The following is a 22,685-nucleotide window of genomic DNA, read 5'->3' on the forward strand; positions in this document are numbered from 1 at the left end:
ATATAGCTACAGTCACTTGACTTAGGACAAATCAAACCCCAAGAATTAATTGGCGGCGCGAAGCGCCGCCAATTAATTCTTGGGGTTTATGTCCTAGTACACTTGGTGACGGCTATAGCAACGTACATAGATAGTGAGGACAAATCAAATCCCTAAAGATGAGTTGCGGCGCAAAGCGCCGCAACTCATCTTTAGGGATTTATGTCCTAAGTAAATCTTACGTTGCTATATCAGTGAGGCAGGTTTAGAGCTGTATAAATCGTCCAGCTATCCATCAGAATTAGGAGAAAGGTAAACACCAACAAAATCAGATACATCCAAGGCTGAGCCAGAGGACGCACCTGCCCCATGTCGATACCCGTGCGTTCTTCCACCCTTTGGACTAATCGTGAAAAACCAACTACCCGCATTGGCAATAGGTAGGCTCGATCTGAAGCTTTGCTTACAAAATAATAAACAATCCCTCCCTGTCCCGTAATCCTTGGTTTTAGTGTGGCGATATCCTGCCAAGCCAAGAACCAACCTTTACGTAAAAAAGTAGGAAACCACCGAGCATAAGTCAGTCTGATGCCCTCGTCATCAAGAACTACGCGATCGCTTAACGCCCCATACAAAAAAACAAAGCCGATCGCCAGCACGATACTCAACCATGTAGCAGGAACCGAGGAATGAGTAAAATTGCTCAAAAATGGTAAAGGAACCGTGAGTGCAAGATAAAGCAGTAGCAAGGTAATCCGAATCAGGGGTGAGACTTTAAAGGTGTCGATCATAAAAATAGCAAGCGTCGGGATTTTATGTTTTAGGCGATCGCAATTAACTTAACATTGTTTTTTAGGGGTAATCTGATAAATGATGGATATGATTAACAATCAAATTAGCAATCAAAAACACTTACATACAGTACGGATGGTGTAAAACGTGGGTTGGCGTGTACGTGGCGTTCGTGGTGCAACAACAGTTGAGGCAAATACATACGAAGCCCTAGAGAGGGCTGTGCTAGAGCTTATGGAGGAGATCGAAGCACAAAATGATATCGATCCGCGTGAAATCGTGAGTGCTACTTTTTCGGCAACAACAGATATTGATGTCGTCTTTCCTGCCAAAATCGCCCGATCGCGATCGCAATGGGAAAATGTGCCACTTTTGGATGTACAACAAATGTACGTTCAGGGCAGCTTAGCGCGTTGTATCAGGGTGTTAATTCATGTCAATACGCCGCTTGAGCAGCACCAGATTAAGCATATTTACTTAAATGGAGCTAGAGATTTGCGCCCCGATCTTGTCTATGCTCAAGTTTAAGAAAGCCAAATTTAGGAAAACAAAGGATCAACTAAACGCTCTTCTTATTTTTTAGGCTTTTTACTAGCGATTGCTATAAGATCGGCTACAGTTAATTTCAATAGCTCCATAGCGGTTTTCGATATTTCTAGGGTTATCTAAAGGCTTAAAAGCTTTGCTAAATCCGATCTTAGTTTTTTAGCTTGCAAATTTTGGCTTTCAAATAAATCTGGACATATTTAAAAATTTCTATGGCAGATTTTGTAAGATTTTCAAAGAGTAATTATGCTTTAGCAAGCTCTTAGCTTTAGCAAGCTCTTACTCTGGTATCGGTTCAAATGTATAAATAGCCCTATGGTCACAAGAATTTTCCTGTGTAACGAGCAGACAGAGCCAGAGATTCGCGATTTCATTCGTGAAGCGATCGCCGATATCTCCGAGGGGGAGCAGTATATCGTTACTTGGAACTGCGGCAATATCCAAACGCTCAAGGTGGGCGATCGCGCATATTTCAAGCGGATTGGTAGTGCCAATCAGGGTTATTTTGCTTCGGGAACAGTCGTTCCCGCCGATCGGGAATATCAACTAAAACTGCGATCGGCACGTTACCGCGAACTCAGCGAAGCCTACGATATTGACTCTCAGGTTAATAACTTTCGGATCTGGGTCGCATGGGATGCCTGTGTCAGTTTCGATGAACCCCTTAGAACCGATTATCTGCGCCAATTGCCCCATTTTCAGGGTATGCCCCTCGAGCCCCAAACCGATGCAGGGGTGTTTCGCGAAGAATATGTACGGATGCTAGATCGTGAATGGGAACGCCAGACCCAAAAGGCATTTCGCGCGGGCAAGGGGATTAGTCTCGTAGATGTCTATTACCGCTGGGGTCTAGAGGATATTCAGCAGGGATTCCCACAGGATGCGCTAGAGTCCTTTCGTCAAGCCCTCAAACTCAATCCGAACTTCATCAAGGCTTACTTAGGATTGGGTGATGCCCATGTGAGTTTACGCGAATATGCGAAGGCAGTTGGTGACTATGGCAAAGCAATTTCCATGCGTCCCGATAAGGCGCGTCTGGCGTATTTTAAGCGCGGCGAAATTAATTTTTTACTGGGACAGTTGCAGCAGGCCATGGCGGATTTTGAGGCGGCGATCGCCATCGATCCCAGCTATGCCGATGCCCATATGTCCTTGGGTAACACCTACTTTAAGCTCAGGAGTTACGAACAGGCGATCGCTTGTTTTAGCCGCACCCTTGAGCTAAGCCCCGAACGCGACTTAGCGGTATTTCGGCGCGGACGAGCCCATTACATTTTGAAGGAATTTCCCGAAGCAATTCGCGACTTTAGTCATGCGATCGAATTGCAGCCCAGCAATGTTGATGCCTATTACTATCGCGGCTTAACCTATTCTCAACCCGATATAGCCGATGAAACCCTCGCTGGTGACGATCTGCGGAAGGCAATCGTGCTGTATCAAACTCAAGGTAAACCCGACAAGGCAAAGAAAGCGAAGGAGTTTCTGGAAACCCTCGCCATCGATTCCCTTCCCAAGGCAAAACCAAGAAGTAACTACGCGATCGCCCCTGCCGCAACCTCCATACCTGAAGCCGATGCCCCCATTACGGTGGAGCCAGTCATAGCGAAAAAGATCGTCAGTGATGACGAAGAAACCAGTGACCTCATCATTGAGTTGCCTCCGCAAACCCAGCCAACGGCAATTCCCGTTGAAAATTCTGCCGCCCCTGAAGAAGCGATCGCGGTCTTTTCTAGCTCAGAGCTAATAGCATCGCCTCCACCTGAAACGATCGAAAGGATTGTGGAAGTCGAAAAGATTGTCGAGAAGTTGATCGAGGTGGAGAAGCTGGTTGAAGTTGAGAAAATCGTCGAGATTGAAAAAATTGTCGAGGTGGAGAAGCTAGTCGAAGTCGAGAAAATCATTGAGGTAGAGAGGGTCGTGGATCGCGTAGTCGATCGCATTGTCGATCGCATCGTGGAGAAACCGATTCCTTTCTCGATCGAAGATCCCAGTACTGCCGAAAAACTAGCCATGATTTCCGTGATGGCTCAATATATGCGCGATGGCTGGATGGTGCGATCGGTGGACAAGTCCCAAGTGGGTTACGATCTCGAATGTACCAAGGACAATCGCTGCGAAGCAGTAGTAATTAAAAGCTTTACCAGCGATCGCGATTCCTTTGCAATTTCAGCGATCGAGATTGAAAATGCCCGTAGCAACAAAGATTTTGTGCTGTGGGTAGTCAGCGGTGCAGCCGAAAATCCAGAATTACGTTGTCTGCGCGGGCGCGAACTATTCGAGCAATTCGACCTCGACCCGCTCGCCTTCGCCGCCAAAGTCCGACAAGCTGCCGTCCAGTTAGAATTCGCACCAGTTTCCCTAGAAATGCCACAATTCGAGTAGCAATCAAAAAAACAATAGATGTTTAAACGGATGTTTAAAGGCTGCGACTTCACGCGCGTTACAAGTCATGACTTTAGTTGTTATAGCTACAGTCACTTGAATTAGGACAAATCAAACCCCAAGAATTAATTAGCGGCGCTTCGCGCCGCCAATTAATTCTTGGGGTTTATGTCTTAGTACACTTGGCGACAGCTATGCAATAACAGTTATCGTTAATTACACGATCCAAGAGAGCACCATCAAGCTATGGGCTCCCAACTCTTTTGAGACTGCTATATTATGGTGAAATTAAAGCCAGTGTTAGAGATCAAGTTTTATGACCCGCAAATCTTGGGATAGCTATTTAGAATTAGGTTTATGGGATGGAGAAAGTGACAAATCAAAAAAACATAAGTCTTTTCATCTACCAGGAGCTAAGCCCCATTACAGTCCCGATCGCCCTGGACAAGTCGAGCATATTGCCCTAGATTTGGTGCTTGATATTCCCCAGCAAACGATTGCAGGTAGCTGCAAAATTCGCCTGCGTCCCGTGCGTGATGGCATCACCGATCTGAATTTAGATGCCGTCAGTCTGAGAATCGATAGCGTATCGATTACCGATCGCATTGAGGCAAAACCCGATCCTGATAAGGCTAAATGTAAGTTCGATTACGATGGTGAATTTCTCAAGATTTATCTAAACGAACCGACGAGAGCAGGCATTCCCATCGAAATTGCGATCGCCTATGCTGCCGAGCAGCCCCAGAGGGGAATTTATTTCGTGCAACCTACCGCACATCAACCCCACAAACCCACGCAGGTCTGGACTCAAGGGGAAGATGAAGATTCACGCTATTGGTTTCCTTGTTTTGACTACCCTGGACAACTGGCGACTTCCGAGATTCGGATTAAAGTTCCTAAGGAATTAATGGTGATTTCTAATGGGGAATTGATCGAAGTTAAGGATCTCAAAAAAGAGAAGATTTATCATTGGTCACAGAAAGAAGTTCATCCCAGCTATCTGATGACCTTGGCAATTGGTGACTTTGTAGAAGTAAAGGACGAATGGAAGGGGAAGCCTGTCACCTACTATGTCGATAAATCTCGCACCGCCGAAGAAGCCATCTTAACGATGGGTAAAACCCCCAAAATGATCGAGTTCTTTAGCGAAAAGTATGGCTATGACTATGCTTTTCCTAAATACGCTCAGGTCTGTGTCGCTGATTTTATTTTCGGGGGCATGGAAAACACTTCTACGACCCTACTAACCGATCGCTGTGTATTAGACCAGAGAGCCGCGATCGACAATCGCTCCAGTGAAAGCCTAGTTGCCCATGAGTTAGCGCACCAATGGTTTGGCGATCTATTGGTGATCAAGCATTGGTCGCACGCATGGGTCAAGGAAGGCGCGGCAACCTATGCAGAAGTACTCTGGACAGACCATGAATATGGATCCGAAGAAGCTGCTTATTATCTACTAGGCGAAGCACGACGCTATATTTCCGAAGATCGCGATCGCTATCGCCGTCCGATGGTGACCCATGTCTATCGCGAAGCGATCGAACTCTACGATCGCCATATCTATGAAAAGGGTGGCTGTGTCTATCATATGCTCAGGACAGAGCTAGGTGACGAGCTATTCTGGAAGGCAATTCATCATTTTGTAAGGACTAATGCCCATAAAACCGTAGAGACAATCGATCTCCTCAGGGCGATCGAGGAAGCCACAGGTAAAAACTGTATGTTTCTCTTCGATCAGTATGTATTTCGCGGCGGACATCCTGAATATAAGATCGGCTATAGCTGGGATGGCGATAATAAATTGGCAAAGATCTCCATTACCCAAACACAGGAAGAACTATTTGACCTCAGGATTCCCATTGGCTTTGGTTTTGAAGAAGAAGCTTCTCAAGTATTCACGGTGCGTGTATTTGAAAAAGATCAAGCCTTTTACTTTCCCTTGCCCCAAAAGCCCAAATACATTAGCTTCGATCGCAGCAATAACTATCTCAAACAAGTCAGTCTTGAATATGGTGTGGCTGAACTGAAAGCTGGCTTGCAGTCCGATCCCGATCCGATCGCCAGAATTCAATGTGCAGAAGCTTTAGCCAAAAAAGGCGGTTTGGAATCGGTAAAGGCTTTAGGAGCAGCTCTTCTATCTGAGCCTTTCTGGGGCGTACGGGTAGAGATCGCTGAGAATCTCGCTTCCATCAAACTAGATCAAGCCTTTGAAGCCCTAGAGAAGGGTTTAGAAGATACCGATGCCAAGGTAAGGATAGCGGTAATTACAGGATTGGCGCAGAACAAGGTACAGAAGAGTTTAGATCTCATCAAACCTTTTATCAAAAAAGGCGATCCTAGCTACAACGTAGAAGCCACTGCGGCGCGACTAACGGGCGAACTTGCTGCTGCCTTGAGCCCCGAACGTGAACCTTCTAAAGTGGTGAAACTTTTACAAACCGTCCTCAAGGAGCGATCGGGATGGAATGAAGTGGTTAGATCGGGAGCGATCGCAGGTTTAGCGAAGCTCAAGGATTCCGACGAGGCAATGGAAACCATTATCAAGTATACGGAACCTGATGTACCGCAACCATTGCGCCTTGCCTCAATTCGGGCCTTAGGGGCGATGGGGAAATCCCAAACCAAACCCAAAACAGAACAGATTCTCAATCGGTTGAAAGTAATCGCGCAGGAGACCTTCTTCTTGACTCAGATGTCTGTCGTCGGTGCATTAGGTCAAATTGATAGTGCGAGTGCCATAGGAGTACTACATTCTCTTTCCGACTCTACGCCCGATGGCAGAGTACGCCGTGCCGCTGATGAAGCAATTCAGCGCGTCCAAAGAGCGATCGGGAAGGATGCAGGGTTAAAGCAGTTGCGCGAAGAACTCGATCAATTGCGCAAGGACAATCAAGATCTCAAAAGTCGTCTAGAAGCGATCGAAGCAAAAGCCAAACCATAAAATGTCAATCGACATATAGCTAAGAAGAGAATGGCAGCGCTTCGCGCTGCCATTCTCTTCTTCCAAAGAATAAGGCGACGCTATGCGTCGCCTTATTCTTTGGAAGAAAAGGTTTTCAAGTTAAGAAATGGCTACGCCATTTCTTAACTTGAAAACCCTTGATAGGTCTAGTTTTTAATCCACAAAAGCGTTGTCACACTTTCGTGAATTAGTATTACCAAAACTAGACTATTTGCTTAAGTTGGTCAGAGTTAAGCTAGGCGAAACTTGAGCCTGTAAGTTTGCCAAACGCTTGTTATCGCGCTTATTCGCTAAGACAGGAACGGCTTCGCGCAACACTCCCGCCAGTTTAGTCGTTGTCGAATCGTAGATTTGGGTAACAACTTTAGGATAGAAGCCAATCCCAATAATGGGAATCAACAAACAAGCAATAATGAAGACTTCCCGTGGCTCGGCATCAATTAATTCTTCATGGGAAGTTAAAGTTTTATTTTCTTCACCATAGAAAATTTCCCGCAGCATTGAGAGTAGATAGATCGGCGTTAAAATTACGCCCACTGCCATAAGCAAGAGCGCAATTACCTTAAATGTCCCGCTATAGGCATCACTGGTCGCAAATCCTACAAATATCATTACCTCGGCGACAAAACCACTCATCCCTGGCAAAGCAAGAGAGGCGAGGGAACAGGTGGTAAACATCGCAAAAATTTTCGGCATCTTTTGCCCCACACCACCCATCTCATCGAGGATCAAGGTGTGCGTGCGATCGTAGGTTGCCCCAACAAGGAAAAATAAACTTGCGCCAATGAGTCCGTGGGAAATCATTTGTAACATTGCCCCACTCGTACCGAGATCGGTGAATGAAGCTAACCCAATCAATACAAAGCCCATGTGGGAAATTGACGAGTAGGCGATTTTACGTTTGAGGCTACGCTGGGCAAAGGAAGTAAGCGCCGCGTAAATGATATTCACGATCCCCAAAATCACTAAAATTGGTGCAAAGTACGCATGGGCTTCGGGTAACATGCCTGCATTCATGCGCATGAGCGCATAGCCACCCATCTTCAGCAATATCCCTGCAAGGAGCATATGCACTGGTGCAGTTGCTTCACCGTGAGCGTCAGGGAGCCACGTATGCAGAGGGAAAATTGGCAGCTTAACGCCATAGGAAATTAAGAAAGCTCCATAGGCTAGAAGCTGAAAGGTAAGAGGATAGTTTTTATTGGCGAGGGTCTGCATATCAAAGGAGACCGTATCGCCATAAAAAGCCATTGCTAGTCCAGCGACAAGAATGAATAGCGAACCGATCGCTGTATATAAAATAAACTTTGTAGCGGCGTAGAGGCGTTTATATCCTCCCCAAATCGATAGCAATAGATATACGGGGATCAGCTCTAGTTCCCAAGTGAGGAAAAATAGCAGCATATCTTGTACCGCGAAGACGGCAATTTGTGCCCCATACATCGACAGTAACAAGAAATAAAACAAACGTGGCTTCAGCGTAACGGGCCAAGCTGCCAAGGTTGCTAATGTGGTGATAAATCCAGTCAGCAAGACCAAAGGCATCGAGAGTCCATCAACACCAACTGACCAATTTAGCCCCAGTTGGGGAACCCATTCATATCTTTCAACGAGTTGGAGCCCTGGGTTGCTGTAGTCGTACTTCGTACAGAAAGCATAGGCGATCGCCGCAAAGTCAATCAGCCCCACTACAAGTGCAAACCAACGAATCGTTTTGCCGTCACCTTTGTCTGGGACAAAAGCAACTACCAAAGACATAACGATGGGAAAGGCGATGATAAACGTGAGCCAAGGGAAGTTTTCGAGACTTAACATATTCAAAAGTAACCGTTGTAATTACCCACCCATTTTCTAGACAGTCATTGTACCTATGCTCTCTTGTAGACTATGTAGTTGTTTATAGTTACTTAAAACTATAGGATCGCCTTAAATCGTAAAATCATGGCTGGGATCATGACTGGATAAGCCATAAAACCGATTTGAGCCTCTTAGGAGTTCTTTGAAGATTTATGAAGAAAAATTAACAAATAGAGACAATTGTTTACATATGTCTGAATTGTCGGGCGCGAAGCGTGGCGTTTCCAATTTTCTGCTAATCTCAAAAGTGAATAAATTATTTTTTTAATTGAGAGATTTTAGGCATGAAAGCACTTATACGCTTTTCTGTTTTATTAGTGGCGATCGCGTCAATTTGGACAACGTGCCTTTTAGGTTCTTTTGGCGGTAACACTGCATTTGCCGAAGGCTTACCTGCTACTAATTTCTATACCCAAGACTTTAGTAAAATTGATTTGAATAACTCCAATATCAACACTTTCCGTCAAGTGCGTGGTATGTATCCAACCCTAGGGCGCATCATTATCGATAACGCACCCTATCAGTCCCTAGACGATGTACTTAACATCGCTGGGTTAACCGATGGTCAAAAAGAACTAATTAAAGCAAATGCTGATAAATTCACCCTTAAAAAACCTGATGAGTCGATGGGGCGCGAACGTATTAACAATGCCAACTACAGACTGTAATCGCTGATCGTCAGTAAAGAGGACACTTTGTTCCAATCAACGAAACCCAGATATGTGTATATCCCAAAGGATGAACGTATCTGGGTTTTAATTTGTCTCGATCACCATCTTGCTCCCCACAGCGAATGGCATCCCGAAATGTTGCCATTTATTTTTTCGATTTTTGATTTGCCCTAATTTGATTTGTCCTAAGTAGCTCGGCATAATTAAAACTCCGTTGGACGAATAGCAAGATTTATTGACTTATATTGCTAAAATGTTACATAGCGCAATATAAAAATAAATTCTTTCTAACTTCGCGAAAAAGGTATAACCATATGGCATTGTTTGGACTATTTGGGAAAAAAGATAAAAAAGAGAAGTCCGAGGGTCAAGAGTCATCTTACTTTTTAGACCAAGATTCGGCCAAAACCTTTGGCAATATCGACTACATGCGAACACCTAAAGCTGTCAAAAAGACATTCCCTACTATTAACGGTGTAAAAGGTGCAGAAATCACAGAAATTGTATCTGCGACCGAAAAAATTGAAAGTTCTGAAATTAATATTTCCAATCCTTCTGAGCCAGTTTCCCAATCAACATTTGAGCCTAAGAAGCTCAATACTCGAGTGGATTCGAGCATGGATATCTTCTTGAATATGGCAAAAGACATCAAAAAGAAATAGACCAAAATAGGTTATTCCTATGTAGATTTTTTGAGTTTGTGGAAGCGCCCCTCTTTTTGGATGCTTCCACAAGCAATTTAGGATTGTTATATAAAAAGAATAGACAAAAGAGAATAGACAGAGTTTTGCTCCACCTATTCTTGCTTATATATCAATACCGAAAAGAGAAGGATGACTAGCTCATCCTTCTCTTTTTGGTATTGATATATAGCTACCGCCAACTGTATCAGGACATAAAACCCAAAATCATGTTGTCGCGCTCCGCGCGACAACATGATTTTGGGTTTTAATTTTGTCCTAATAAGACTGGCGGTAACTACAGCAACGTAAGAGATAGCTAAGACAAATCAAAACCCCAGAGATGAGTGGCGGCGCGAAGCATCCGCCACTCATCTCTGGTTAGTTAATGAGGGATGGATTCTGAAATACCTATTTCATGCCAACAAATTTCATGCCAACAAAAAAGGCAAAAATATGTCGAGAACACTTTAGCTAAACAGTGCCTTGGCTCTGGAGATTAGGATTGACATATTTCGGGAAACCGTCTAGATCAGACTTAGTGCGAGTAACCCATACAACGTAAACTAGCTTAGTAGGCTGATAATAAATTCAAGAGTAGGATTTAATTAGCTAAGTGCAATTAGATATAAAATCCAAAACCTTTGTGTACGCTGCGCTTGCACCACAGATTTTGAATTTGGTTTTTAATTATGCCTAGCTACTTAGATGGCATTTACTATCTGCAACTACTATTGGACTGATTATAGATTGAGGCATTGCGCGAGGGTATTAGTATGGTGTTTAACTGGTTTCGGCGAAAGTTTGATGATGACAAAGATACAAATAGTCAACCTTTAGAGCCAGTCCAAACTGAAGCAAAAGCACCAGAATCGGAAGCTGTCGATTCTGGCTCTACCGTATCACCTGCCTCTCAAGATTTATTGAACTGGGCAAAAGCAGCCTATGCAAATGTCCAGCAGCAAGCAGATGTAATCGAAGTACAGCCCGCTCCAGAAATTGCTGAATCTGACGAGCGATCTGTCGTGCCAGAAGATACTAACAAGTTAGAAACTACAGAGCCGCCGATCGCCGAACCCGCAATTGCAATGATCGTTGCGCCAATTTCAGCAACCGAGCCTGAAGTCATTCCCACGGAGTCGCCAGAAAATCCCATAGTTATCTCTCAAGAACTCGCTACAGAGGAATCTCCACCGATCGCCACCGAAATAGAGAGGATAGAAACGATCGCGGAAACCGCGCCTGTCCCCTTTTGGATGCAGTCCGAAAGCGATCGCCTAGCCCGCATTGCTGCCCTTGAAGCCACGGCCATTATAGAGCCAGAGCCAGAAGTTAAACCCGCGCCTCGTCGCCGAGCCACCATCAAGTTTGATGATGACTTTATCTGGTCGGCGGAAGTACTTGCCTCTCAGGGTCGTCGTCCCGAAGAAATTTCCGTTGAGGAAATCACATGGCTCAATCGACTGCGCCAAGGTTTAGACAAAACTCGCCTCTCTCTAGTCAATCAACTCAAGGCGATCGTCGGACAAGGACCGCTTAGCGCCGATTCCGTTGATGACATTGAGGCTTTGTTATTACAAGCCGATGTGGGCGTGAAGGCAACGGATCTAATTATTGCCAAGTTACAGGAAAAACTGCGTAAGGAAGTTTTGCCTCCTGAAGAAGCGATCGCCTATCTCAAACAAATTTTGCGCGAAATGCTGGATGTCAACCATAAGGGAGAATCTCCCCTACCTATGCTGATCCCAGAAAAAAGCCAATTAAATATCTGGTTGATCACGGGCGTGAATGGGGCAGGTAAGACCACAACCATAGGTAAACTTTCACATTTAAGTGTAAAGTCAGGCTACAAAACCCTAATTGCCGCCGCCGACACCTTTCGAGCCGCCGCCGTCGAACAGGTCAAGAGTTGGGGACAGAGATCGAATGTAGATGTGATCTGCAATCCTGCTCAAAATGCCGATCCCGCCGCCGTTGTCTTTGATGCCATCAGTGCTGCCCAAGCTAGAGGTACGGAGTTATTACTCGTCGATACCGCAGGTCGATTGCAAAACAAGAAAAATCTGATGGAGGAACTCAGCAAAATTCGCCGTATCGTTGATAAAAAGTCCGCCGAGGCAAAGATCGAATCCCTGCTAGTGCTCGACTCAACACTAGGACAAAATGGACTCAAGCAAGCAGAGGTATTTGCCCAATCCGCAGGAATTACGGGTGTGATCCTTACTAAACTCGATGGCACAGCAAAGGGTGGCGTAGCGATCGCGGTAGTACAGCAACTAGGGCTACCCATCAGATTTATCGGCGCTGGCGAAGGGATCGAAGATCTGCGCCCATTCTCCAGCTATGAATTTGTAGAAGCCCTATTGAGTAACTAGTAATTTGCGTAATTTGCGTAATTTGCGTACAGAATTGACCAAATCGATATCGTGAGATGAGTCTTCTGAAATAACTTTTAGAAAATTACTGAAATCGCCTGTTAATTTTTGTCCAACTAAGGCTACACTATTGGACTAAATTAGCTTTCATACTAACCACCTAGCGTTGCAGCATTGGTATGTCCCTATCATTGCCACCTAGAAATAGATCCCTCCCACCACAGCCAGATCCAGACAATGCCTCTGTAATGGTGATGAAGGATCTCAAAGATCTGCTCAGACGGATGAGTCAAGATCAAAACAAAATCCATGAGCTACTTAGCTTTTTGGGTTACGCTCTCCGCAGCTTTAGTAACCTCAACCAATTTTTAGAATTAATTCCCCTAATTGCCAGTCGTGTAACTGACTCTGATGGTGGCGCACTAATTTTATTTAAAGCAAGCGGACAAATCCGTCTAGAGTCGCTGCATTGCCCCGAACGCAATCAAGGTGGCATGAAAGCCCAGCAGGTCAGAACGGCGATCGAGCGAGCCATTCAGCAGGTTTTAACTGGTAGCCCAACTGCTCTTGACGAGATGGTCAGTCGCTATCTCGGCGCTGATGTCCATTTGTTTGGCACATCGGTATTAGTCAAAAATTCCGTGCGTGGTCGTCTCTATATATTTAGTCGCAAGCCTGATTATGTGTGGACAGACAATAAGCGCACTTTGATGCGCCTCGTTGCCGATCAAACTTCGGTAGGGCTAGAAAATCACGAACTCACAACCGAATTAATCAAAAAAGAGCGCCAAGATCGCGAGATGGAGATCGGCGCAGAAATCCAACGCCAACTCTTGCCGCGCAGCTGTCCCAAGATTCAAGGGATTGAGATCTCGGCACGTTGCTCGACAGCCAGTCGAGTTGGCGGTGACTACTACGACTTTATCCCCATTCAAAAAGGCGATCGCTGGAGCTTTGTCGTGGGCGATGTCATGGGCAAGGGAGTGCCCGCAGGCTTAATCATGACTATGACTAGAGGAATGTTGCGTGCTGAGGTATTAAATAATCATTCCCCCAGCAAAATTCTGGAACACCTCAATGAAGTGATGTATGAAGATTTGGAAAAATCCCATCGCTTCGTAACTATGTTTTATTCGGAGTACGATCCCGAAACCCAGATTCTTTCCTTTAGTAATGCTGCCCATACGCCTGCCTTGCACTGGCGCGCCAAGACTCGATCTGTCCATGCCCTCGACACGATGGGCGCTTTGATTGGTTTAGAGGCTGGTTCCAAATATGAAGAGCGGAGTGCCAACCTAAATGCGGGGGATGTGGTTATTTACTATACGGATGGGTTTACAGAGGCTGCAAGTCCTGAAGGCGATCGCTTTGATGAAGAAAATCTCCGTAAAGCTCTGGACTGGGCTTGCCAAAATTGCTTTCCGCTTTCCGATGATGTAACCCGCCCCCAAATGATTCTTGATTACATCTTCCAAGAAGTGCAAAACTTCATCGGAGAAGGGCATAATCATACTGATGACATGACTCTAGTGGTTTTACACATAAACGATAAAACCTTAGAGTAAAGCTCTAGTAAATTAACTTAATCCCAAAAACTCATCCTCGAAAATTATGCTTGATTTTGCTCAACACCTGTTATCGAGTGCCGACCTATCGGTAATTAATGCATCCCACTTCAATCTTGCCAATCATCTACCCATTGCCGATATACAGGCGCATATAAATATGGATTTATTGGCCCAACAATTCAAACAAGATGTCATGGGAGACATCAGCAAAGGCTGGGATAATTTTGTCAAAACTGGGCAAATATGGGCGCTAATTATTGGGGTAATAGTTGGGTACCTATTTAGAAGTATCACCAATGCCTAAAGATCGTACAAAAAGAGAATAAAAGCAAAGACCACGAAGATTTCGTGGTCTTTGCTTTTATAAAATGGCGGGGGACGGATTTGAACCATCGACCTTCGGGTTATGAGCCCGACGAGCTACCAGGCTGCTCTACCCCGCGTTGTTTCGCTTAGCTAATATAACATGGTTTGATAGAATTGCAAGCACTTTTAAAAGTTTTATTTGATATTGGCTTGAAGCCCTATAATTTTCACATTATATGATTTCGGTATTACCATGTTAAATAATACTGCAATAGGATACTGCAATAGGTTTTGTCACCCCTCCGCAACGCCGTCTTACCTCAGTTGTTTGACCCGGTAAAACCAGGTGGAGCCAAGGCGCTTAACCTAACTTAAGTTCCCAGATGCAAGTCTGGTTTACTGCGGCGAAGACTGCTAAGACTCCTAGAAAACAATTATCGATCAAGACACATTATCGGTAGTCACGCACGCCACAGAGGAGCTTAAGTAATTTATAGCATAAATAACATCAATGTAAGATTTGGGCTAAGCCCTTAAGCTCTCTGGCGCACGCTTAGCGTGCGCCAGAGAGCTTAAGGGCTTAGCTAATACTATTTCAGGCTATCTGCTAGCCAATAGACTAGGGGAGCGATCGCTAAAGCAGGTAGAAAAGAGGCAACCCGTACTTTAGCTAGTTCTAAAAGATTTAGCCCCAACCCTAACAACATTAATCCCCCCACTCCTGTAATAATCAACACTGATGGAGCATTAGCGGGATCGGGAAGACTTTGAGCTAAATTCCCCGCGAGCAGAGACATAAAGCCTTGATATATCGCAACGGGCAAAGCGGAAAATCCCACCCCCACGCCGTAGGTACTCGCAAACACAATGGAAATAAATCCATCTAGAGTCGATTTGAGCGCTAGAAGATTATCGTCACCCCTAAGCCCATTGTTAAGACTGCCAATAATTGCCATTGGTCCAATACAAAACAATAGGCTAGCCGCAACAAATCCTTCGGTAAATTTACCTTTACCCTTAAATTTCGCTTTCAACCAGTCACCGATCGCTTCTAATCGCTTTTCAATTTGCCCCAACTCGCCCATCGTGCCGCCAAGGATTAAGGAGATCAGCGAGAGGATGACACCATCCAAAACACCAGCTTTAACCCTCAGCAAGCTATTTGCCATATTAAAGCTTACAAATATCGTAATTAGTCCGATCGCCTGCTTGAGGATAGGTAAGATTTGGGAGAGAAAACGACCGCGTAGGATTAGTCCTAAGCTCGTACCAATAGCGATCGCCAAGACATTGATCCAAGTTCCACTGGTTTTTGTCCAAAAATCTAGCATTTAATTGTAATTACTCTGCAATGAACACAAATGAATAAGTAGCTGGACATGATTAAAAAATTAGAGCTAAAAGCCTGTAGTGCAAGCACTACAGGCTTTTAGCTTTTATATTTAAGTTTTATACTTATTATATTTAATTGTGCCTAAGCAAGTGGGCTTAATTATATAGCTGCCGCCAGTTTTGTTAGGACAAAATCAAAACCCCAAAGAGAGTTGCCGCGCTCCGCGCGGCAACTCTCTTTGGGGTTTTAGGTCCTGATACAGTTGGCGACAGCTATAGTTTTGGTATTACAGGTTTTGGGTTTCAGGACAAATCACTGTAAGCTCGTAGAAATCTTCTAAACATACGTTTTCCAGTTTTAATCCATGACTAATAATGCCAAGATACCTGTAGTTGTTTCTGGGGCAACGGGAAAAATGGGGCGCGAAATTATCAAAGCGATCGCCAAGTCCCCAGATATGTCGCTTGTCGGGGCGATCGGTCGCCAATACCTCGGTGAAGATATCGGCGAAGTTGTTGGAATTGGGGAATTAGAAATACCCGTAACTGACAATCTTGAAGTTGTCTTGGCTCAAGCTGCCCAAGAGTCCCAATTGCCAGTAATGGTTGATGTCACCCATCCCAGCATCATCTACGACAATATTCGATCGGCGATCGCCTATGGAGTGCGTCCCGTTGTAGGTACGACAGGCTTAAGCGAACAGCAGATTGCCGAGCTTGCCATCTTTGCCGATAAAGCCAGTACGGGCTGCATTATTGCTCCAAATTTTTCAGTGGGAGTGATTTTGATGCAGCAGGCAGCGATCGCTGCTGCTAAGTATTTTCAGCATGTCGAGATTATCGAGTTGCATCACAATCAAAAAGCTGATGCCCCAAGTGGAACCGCGATTAAAACAGCACAAATGCTCTCCGAATTAGGACAATCCTTTAATCCCCCCCTCGTCGAAGAAAAGGAACATCTGACAGGGGCGAGGGGAGCAACCTACGGCGAAAATATCCGTATTCATAGCTTGCGCGTGCCAGGAATAGTCGCTCGTCAAGAAGTAATTTTTGGCGCACTCGGAGAAACTCTCAAGATCGAACATAACGCTAGCGATCGCACTTGCTACATGTCAGGGGTATTGCTCTGCGTTCGTAAAGTGCTAGCGCTTAAGTCCCTTGTTTATGGCTTAGAGAAATTATTGTAAAAAGCTATTGAATAGCTAGAAAAAAGATGAGTGGCGGCGCTCTGCGCCGCCACTCATCTTTTTTCTAGCTATTCAAAACTGGCGGCAGCTATATAAAAATGTAGGGTTGCCCTTCCTATTGCTTTTGCTTTGAAGGAATTTTTAAGCAACAAAAAAGCCCTTGCAATGCAAGGGCTTTTTTGTCTTTCAAGAATACCCCCAGGGGAATTCGAATCCCCGTCGCCTCCGTGAAAGGGAGGTGTCCTAGGCCTCTAGACGATGGGGGCGTGTTCTTGACCTTTATTAATATACACAAGGAACAGAAATATTGTCAATACCTCCAGCAAACTTTTTTTGATCGCGTAACAACTGCCGTAGCGCCAAGCTCGGTAAGTAAGGCGGCGCTTCGCGCCGCCTTACTTACCGAATTTTTTACTTGATGGGGGGGCGGATGCCATAGGTACGATAGCGCCAGTAATCCTCTAGGATTTGAGCGTGATCGAAACATAGCTGCTTTGGCATTTGCCAAGCAGCAAAAACACCGACCGATTTAGCATCGTCATGGGCTTGGGGTTCGCCTTCTGCCTCAGCCATATACACCGCACTAACCGTATGTAAGCGCTCATCACGACTGGGGTCAGAATAGATCCCTAACAAATCGATTAACTCCACTTTTAAGCTCGTCTCCTCCTCTGCTTCCCTTCTGGCGGCATCTTCAAGGCGTTCGCCATAATCCACAAATCCCCCAGCGATCGCCCAGCCATGGGGTGGATTGAGCCGCTCGATTAGCACAATAGGTCGATCGGGGCGATCGCGCAGGGCAATGATGATATCAACCGTCGGTACAGGATTTCGATAAGTCACTGGATTCGTAATAGGATTGCTAAATTTTTATGGCTGTCGCCAGCCATATTACTCCCTTCCCACCACAGAAATAGACAGACAAAACCAAGAATTAGCAATGCGGCGCTTCGCGCCGCAACGTCTAATTCTTTACTGGGAAGAGAGTAGGACAATATTAAAGCCCTAAAACCTGCGACGCACGCGCAGCGTGCGTCGCAGGTTTTAGCTCAGGATTTTAATTACACTGAGGTACTTGGTATAAAACCCAAAATAACAGTATTGCCGCGCTCTGCGCGGCAATACTGTTATTTTGGGTTTTAACTTTGTTCTAACCAAGACTGGTGGCAGCTATAATATCGTCGAGCAGAATTGCTCTAGGGCATTTAGAGTGGGGGTGGGGCTTTAGATCGGCAAAGAGAGAGTAATTACAGCTACAAAATCCAGACTGTTCGTGAGTTATCATGCAGACTCATAATCCGAGAGCTATAGGCATTACTCGGCAGGAGAGTATTTCTTTGATCCCGATCAGTATAGAAATTGTAGAAGGTAATCCGAATCTTGCCTCTCTCTTGGGTTGGCATTTGCAGCAGATAGGCTATTCGGTATTTCAGGCTGTGAGTTGTCAGCAAGCTAAGCTGGTATTTCAAAAACAACAGCCCAGCTTGGTAATTTTGAGTACTGATTTGCCTGACGGGGATGGTGTGGAACTATGCCGTTGGTTACATAAGCAAAGAAGTTCTTTGATATTTATCATTTCATCGCGTACCAATGAATCTGACATCGTCGAAGGCTTAAAAGCTGGCGCTGATGACTATTTAACAAAACCCTTTGGAATGCAGGAGTTTTTGGCAAGGGTAGAAGCTTTAACCCGCAGATTACGCACATCTGCTCCACCCGCTTGCCTAGATTATGGAGTCCTCAAAATTGATCTCGTCCAAAGACAAGTCAGGCTCAAGGGTAATGCGATCGATTTAACGCCCCAAGAATTTAGTCTGCTCTACGTGCTTGCCCAATCCGAAGGGCTAGCCTTAAGTCGCGCGGAGCTTTTGCAAAAGGCTTGGCCAGATGAAATTAACAATCCGCGTACAGTGGATACCCATGTTTTATCATTGCGAAAAAAATTAGAAGTCGATCCGCAACAACCAAATTTGATTCAAACCGTGCGCAATATTGGTTATCGTTTTAATCCAGAGGCTTTGTCCCGATTGCCCCTTAGACCACAGCCTTCAAATAATAGCGATCGCCCACCCCAATTTACCGCCCCTCCCAGTCGCTCCTTTGCGAAGTATTAACTTGCATTAACTTGCTAAGGATTAACCTACTTAACCCTTGTCATCCCGCTCTAACCAAGATTCATTCTGGTATACTGTCAACTACATCAATATTTTCATTGATTAGCTAGACTTGAATCAATAATTCTGTAAAGACGCGATCAAAAAACAGATAATGTTGATTAGGTAATATTCACGACCTTATCGCATGTTTAGGGTTTTGAAAATTTTATGATTGCCTTAGCGATTTATCTCTCTAAATTATTCCAATTTTCTAAAGGGTTGGATGTTGACGAAGATTTACGCTAAAGCACAACAGGAAAAGCAGGAAGGCAGTTATGGTAAAAGTCCTCGTAGTGGACGATAGTTCAATGGTGTTGGAGATGGTTTCGGCACATTTAAAACAAAATGGCATAGAAGTTATAGAAGCTAATGACGGTGCTGAAGCAGTCGAAAGACTAAAAGCAGTAACCCCCGATTTAGTTGTCACCGACGTAGTTATGCCCAAAATGAATGGCTATGAGCTATGCCGATGGATCAAAAATAATGCCTCTACGAAGGATGTACCCGTAATTATGTGTACAACCAAAAGTGAGGAATTTGATAAGTACTGGGGTATGAAGCAGGGGGCTGATGCTTACCTAACCAAGCCTTATCACCCACCTGAATTAATCAAAACGATTAAACAGCTACTCAGTCAAATTAAGTAAAAGTAAGTGGAACCGCCTTGCGTTTTCCTACCTCATTTTTGGATAATTTTGGATAATTAAAGAGGCGGCACATAGTGCCGCCTCTTTATGTATGCCCTATATATGCCATCTATGCCTCGGCTTCTGTCGAGACCTTTTTAAAAAATATGAACTCTCAATTTTATTTAGGTTGTGCAGTTTGGGCTTATAAGGGATGGATTGGTGACTTTTACCCCCAAGGGAGCCGTTCTGAGAAGTTGCTGCAACTCTATAGCGATCGCTTGATAACGGTAGAAGTAAACTCGACTTTTTATTCGCTACCCGATCGCCAAACGCTCGAACGATGGGCAAAGGATACGCCTCCCAATTTCCGATTTTGTCCGAAATTTCCGAAGCATCTCACCCACAATGGTTTATTAGTGCCATTTATCGAGCAGTCATACCAATTTTTAGATTTAATTTCTAGCTTGGGCGATCGCTTGGGCGTGGTATTCGTGCAGTTACCTCCGAGTTATAGCCCCGCTAACTTTACGGATTTAGAAAATTTCCTCCAAGCTTTGCCCCGCGATCGATATCAAATAGCGTTAGAGGTAAGGCATGGTGATTGGTTTAAAGGGTTGGCAGGTGATCGCTTAAATAGGATGTTAAGAGAACTGGGTATGGGACGAGTACTCCTCGATTCGCGTCCTATCTACGATCTGCCCTTGGGGGAGGCGATCGATCCCGCCCTAGCTGCCCCAGTGAAACAGGAACGCCGCAAACCCAAATTACCTTTACAGCCCGTGGTAACTGCACCCTTTAGTATTGTTCGCTTTATCAGTCATCCCGACCGCAATTTAAATATCCGCTTTTGGCAAGAATGGCTAACCTACTTGCAAGAATGGCTAGCCCAAGATACCCAAATTTATTTCTTCATGCATTGCCCGCTCGAAGAGCGATCGCCGCACAATGCTAAATATTTTCAGGAAATGTTAGAAAAAGCCAATATGTCCGTCCCCGCCTTACCTTGGGATCGTCTGGCTCCACCCCCTCAACAACTAAAACTATTTTAAAAACTATTTTAAAATGCTCGTAATTAAATCAATTAAACCAGTTAAGTTTTTACTGCGTGTCGTCTTAGCCCTATTCTTGATTGCCGCAGGCACTCTCCATTGGTTAATGCCCAATCCCTTTGTCAAGATCGTTCCGTCATTTTTACCCTATCCCTTGGCACTGGTTTACATTAGTGGTGTATTTGAAATTTTAGGGGGGATTGGTTTGCTCTTACCCTCGGTCAGTATTGCTGCCGCTTGGGGTGCGATCGCATTATTTGTGGCGGTATTTCCAGCAAATATCAATATGGCAGTTAACCGCATTTCCCTTGATGGTATTCCTGATTCAGATTTCCTGCGTTGGGGACGCTTACCACTACAGGCGGTATTGATTGCATGGGCATGGTGGTACACCCGTGAAGATTCCTAAAATTTTAATCTCCTAACTACCTAACTAATTAATAACCCAGTCATGAGCCAATTCTCTCCTTCTCCAGATGTCGATCGCTATGCTGAATTCATGCAGCCAGTGGATCGATTTAATCGTGATTTGATTGATAAAGTGCGCCCCTTGGAATGGGTTAATCCCGAACCTGCGGCGAGCTACGATCTGGTCGTTATCGGAGCAGGGACAGCAGGCTTAGTAGTGGCGGCTGGAGCCGCAGGGTTGGGACTGGGCTTAAAAGTAGCCCTAATTGAAAAAAACTTGATGGGCGGAGATTGCTTGAATGTGGGCTGTGTCCCCTCTAAATGCCTCATCCGTTCGTCGCGAGCGGTGGCGGATATCCTTGCGGCAGCTCCCTTGGGGATTAATGCGTCTGCTGGTATTGACATCGATTTTGCGGCGGTGATGGCAAGAATGCGGAAAATTCGGTCGGAAATTAGCGTTCATGATTCGGCCGATCGCTTTCGCCAGCTTGGTGTGGATGTATTTTTTGGAGAAGCGAGATTTATTAACTCCCGATCCAACGATCGGGCGATCGCCGTTGGCGAGCGACAGCTCCGCTTTAAAAAAACTGTCATTGCCACTGGGGCAAGGGCAACGATACCAAAAATCTCAGGACTGGCGGAAGTCGGCTATCTAACGAACGAAACGATTTTTACAATTAGCGATCGCCCTAAACGACTTGCTGTAATTGGTGGCGGTGCAGTTGGTTGTGAGTTGGCACAGGCCTTTAAGCGCTTAGGCTGTGAAGTGACTCTATTACATAAAAATTCACGTTTATTAGATCGCGAAGATCCCGATGCGTCGGAAATTTTGCAGCAGAAATTTATAGAGGAGGGGTTAAATGTTGTTTTAGACTGTGCGATCGAACGAGTTGACAAAACGCCTACGGGCAAAATAATTAGTTATCAGCAAAGCGGAACCCTGCGAAACATAGAAGTTGATGAAATTCTGATTGGGGCGGGGCGATCGCCCAATGTGGAAGGACTAAATCTCGAAGCTGTAGGTGTGAAATACGATCAACAGCGTGGGGTTTTCATTGATGACTATCTGCAAACTAGCAACCCCTATATCTTCGCCGCAGGCGATATCTGTATGGATTGGAAATTTACCCATGCTGCGGATGCGGCGGCAAGAATTGTCATTAAGAATACCCTGTTTTCTCCCTTTGGTTTGGGGAGGAGTAAACTGAGCGATCTGGTAATGCCTTGGGTTACCTTTACCGATCCTGAGATTGCTCATGTGGGACTGTCTGCCAGCGAAGCCGATAAACGGGGTTTAGAAACCGAACAGATTAAAATCCCCTTTAGTGGGGTCGATCGCGCTATTTACGATGGCGAAACTGAGGGCTTTGTCAAAATTCTGCATCAGCGCGGCTCCGATCGCATTTTAGGCGCAACCATCGTAGCCCGTCATGCGGGCGAGATGATTAGTGAAATTACCTTAGCGATCGTCGCCAAAAAAGGGTTGAATCAACTTTCGAGCGTAATTCATGCCTATCCAACCCAAGCGGATGCCATCAAAAAAGCTGCCGATGCCTATCGAAAAAAATTACTCACCCCAAGGACACAGGCTCTTTTGAAGTTTTTAGCCCAACTTAGTTAACTTCTCCCATACAAAACCAAGAATTAGACGTTGCGGCGCTTCGCGCCGCAACGTCTAATTCTTCATTGGGAAAGGAATATATAGTCGTTTTAAATAACTTGTAGACGGGCTTCGACTTCGCTCAGCCCTCGGTGTAAGCTAGCTGAGCGAAGTCGAAGCTGTAGTTTTTATTTGAATTATCTATA

18 protein-coding genes, 2 tRNA genes and 1 other RNA gene are annotated in these 22,685 nt (G+C 45.1%); 14 read left to right on the top strand and 7 right to left on the bottom strand.

Annotation, left to right across the window (positions count from 1 at the left end; all coding sequences use genetic code 11):
• Positions 1–230: 230 nt before the first annotated feature.
• Complete coding sequence (locus tag AC805_RS20625) at positions 231–770, bottom strand: hypothetical protein (RefSeq protein WP_055077146.1); 540 nt, start codon at positions 768–770, stop codon at positions 231–233.
• Positions 771–918: 148 nt separating this feature from the next.
• Between AC805_RS20625 and aroH the strand changes: the two genes are divergently transcribed.
• The 3 genes from aroH (at position 919) to AC805_RS20640 (ending at position 6,640) form a co-directional block, all read left to right on the top strand.
• A complete protein-coding gene (gene aroH, locus AC805_RS20630; RefSeq protein WP_009627057.1) occupies positions 919–1,299 on the top strand; it encodes a chorismate mutase in 381 nt (126 codons plus the stop codon).
• 333 nt (positions 1,300–1,632) lie between these two features.
• On the top strand, positions 1,633–3,699 hold the full coding sequence (locus tag AC805_RS20635; protein ID WP_055077147.1) for a tetratricopeptide repeat protein: 2,067 nt from the start codon (positions 1,633–1,635) through the stop codon (positions 3,697–3,699).
• A 316-nt stretch (positions 3,700–4,015) separates the two neighbouring features.
• Positions 4,016–6,640, top strand: a complete 2,625-nt coding sequence (locus AC805_RS20640) for a M1 family metallopeptidase (protein WP_055077148.1) — start codon at positions 4,016–4,018, stop codon at positions 6,638–6,640.
• A gap of 228 nt (positions 6,641–6,868) precedes the next feature.
• Here the strand turns inward: AC805_RS20640 and AC805_RS20645 are convergent, their stop codons facing one another.
• The gene (locus AC805_RS20645) at positions 6,869–8,476 is read right to left on the bottom strand and encodes an NAD(P)H-quinone oxidoreductase subunit 4 (RefSeq protein ID WP_055077149.1); all 1,608 of its coding nucleotides are present in this window, start codon (positions 8,474–8,476) and stop codon (positions 6,869–6,871) included.
• Between the two features lie 326 nt (positions 8,477–8,802).
• Between AC805_RS20645 and psbU the strand changes: the two genes are divergently transcribed.
• The 5 genes from psbU (at position 8,803) to AC805_RS20670 (ending at position 14,116) form a co-directional block, all read left to right on the top strand.
• The gene (gene psbU, locus AC805_RS20650) at positions 8,803–9,186 is read left to right on the top strand and encodes a photosystem II complex extrinsic protein PsbU (RefSeq protein ID WP_055077150.1); all 384 of its coding nucleotides are present in this window, start codon (positions 8,803–8,805) and stop codon (positions 9,184–9,186) included.
• A gap of 317 nt (positions 9,187–9,503) precedes the next feature.
• Positions 9,504–9,851, top strand: a complete 348-nt coding sequence (locus tag AC805_RS20655) for a hypothetical protein (RefSeq protein ID WP_055077151.1) — start codon at positions 9,504–9,506, stop codon at positions 9,849–9,851.
• A 794-nt stretch (positions 9,852–10,645) separates the two neighbouring features.
• On the top strand, positions 10,646–12,244 hold the full coding sequence (gene ftsY / locus AC805_RS20660; protein WP_055077152.1) for a signal recognition particle-docking protein FtsY: 1,599 nt from the start codon (positions 10,646–10,648) through the stop codon (positions 12,242–12,244).
• A gap of 179 nt (positions 12,245–12,423) precedes the next feature.
• A complete protein-coding gene (locus AC805_RS20665; protein WP_055077153.1) occupies positions 12,424–13,809 on the top strand; it encodes a PP2C family protein-serine/threonine phosphatase in 1,386 nt (461 codons plus the stop codon).
• Between the two features lie 46 nt (positions 13,810–13,855).
• Positions 13,856–14,116, top strand: a complete 261-nt coding sequence (locus AC805_RS20670; protein WP_055077154.1) for a hypothetical protein — start codon at positions 13,856–13,858, stop codon at positions 14,114–14,116.
• A gap of 65 nt (positions 14,117–14,181) precedes the next feature.
• Here the strand turns inward: AC805_RS20670 and AC805_RS20675 are convergent.
• The 3 genes from AC805_RS20675 to AC805_RS20680 form a co-directional block, all read right to left on the bottom strand.
• Positions 14,182–14,255 (bottom strand) — tRNA-Met (locus AC805_RS20675).
• A gap of 158 nt (positions 14,256–14,413) precedes the next feature.
• Positions 14,414–14,600, bottom strand: a non-coding RNA gene (gene ssrS / locus AC805_RS24970) — 6S RNA.
• Positions 14,601–14,708: 108 nt separating this feature from the next.
• Positions 14,709–15,449: a DUF554 domain-containing protein gene (locus tag AC805_RS20680; RefSeq protein WP_055077155.1), complete on the bottom strand. Its 741-nt coding sequence runs from the start codon at positions 15,447–15,449 to the stop codon at positions 14,709–14,711.
• 366 nt (positions 15,450–15,815) lie between these two features.
• Here AC805_RS20680 and dapB point away from each other — a divergent pair, with 366 nt between their 5' ends.
• A complete protein-coding gene (dapB, locus tag AC805_RS20685; RefSeq protein ID WP_055077156.1) occupies positions 15,816–16,637 on the top strand; it encodes a 4-hydroxy-tetrahydrodipicolinate reductase in 822 nt (273 codons plus the stop codon).
• A gap of 193 nt (positions 16,638–16,830) precedes the next feature.
• On the opposite strand, the gene AC805_RS20690 is transcribed toward dapB, so the two are convergent.
• Positions 16,831–16,903, bottom strand: a tRNA-Glu gene (locus tag AC805_RS20690).
• A gap of 145 nt (positions 16,904–17,048) precedes the next feature.
• A complete protein-coding gene (locus AC805_RS20695; protein WP_055077157.1) occupies positions 17,049–17,480 on the bottom strand; it encodes an NUDIX hydrolase in 432 nt (143 codons plus the stop codon).
• A gap of 494 nt (positions 17,481–17,974) precedes the next feature.
• Here AC805_RS20695 and AC805_RS20700 point away from each other — a divergent pair, with 494 nt between their 5' ends.
• From AC805_RS20700 to AC805_RS20720, 5 genes are all read left to right on the top strand, one after another.
• Positions 17,975–18,751, top strand: a complete 777-nt coding sequence (locus AC805_RS20700; RefSeq protein WP_369122838.1) for a response regulator transcription factor — start codon at positions 17,975–17,977, stop codon at positions 18,749–18,751.
• A gap of 317 nt (positions 18,752–19,068) precedes the next feature.
• Positions 19,069–19,440: a PleD family two-component system response regulator gene (locus AC805_RS20705; RefSeq protein ID WP_009626842.1), complete on the top strand. Its 372-nt coding sequence runs from the start codon at positions 19,069–19,071 to the stop codon at positions 19,438–19,440.
• Positions 19,441–19,586: 146 nt separating this feature from the next.
• Complete coding sequence (locus tag AC805_RS20710) at positions 19,587–20,471, top strand: DUF72 domain-containing protein (protein WP_055077159.1); 885 nt, start codon at positions 19,587–19,589, stop codon at positions 20,469–20,471.
• Positions 20,472–20,484: 13 nt separating this feature from the next.
• A complete protein-coding gene (locus AC805_RS20715) occupies positions 20,485–20,880 on the top strand; it encodes a DoxX family protein (protein ID WP_055077160.1) in 396 nt (131 codons plus the stop codon).
• A 42-nt stretch (positions 20,881–20,922) separates the two neighbouring features.
• Complete coding sequence (locus AC805_RS20720) at positions 20,923–22,500, top strand: mercuric reductase (protein WP_082429588.1); 1,578 nt, start codon at positions 20,923–20,925, stop codon at positions 22,498–22,500.
• Positions 22,501–22,685: the final 185 nt, after the last annotated feature.

Source organism: Pseudanabaena sp. 'Roaring Creek' (genome assembly GCF_001402795.1).
Lineage (GTDB): Bacteria > Cyanobacteriota > Cyanobacteriia > Pseudanabaenales > Pseudanabaenaceae > Pseudanabaena.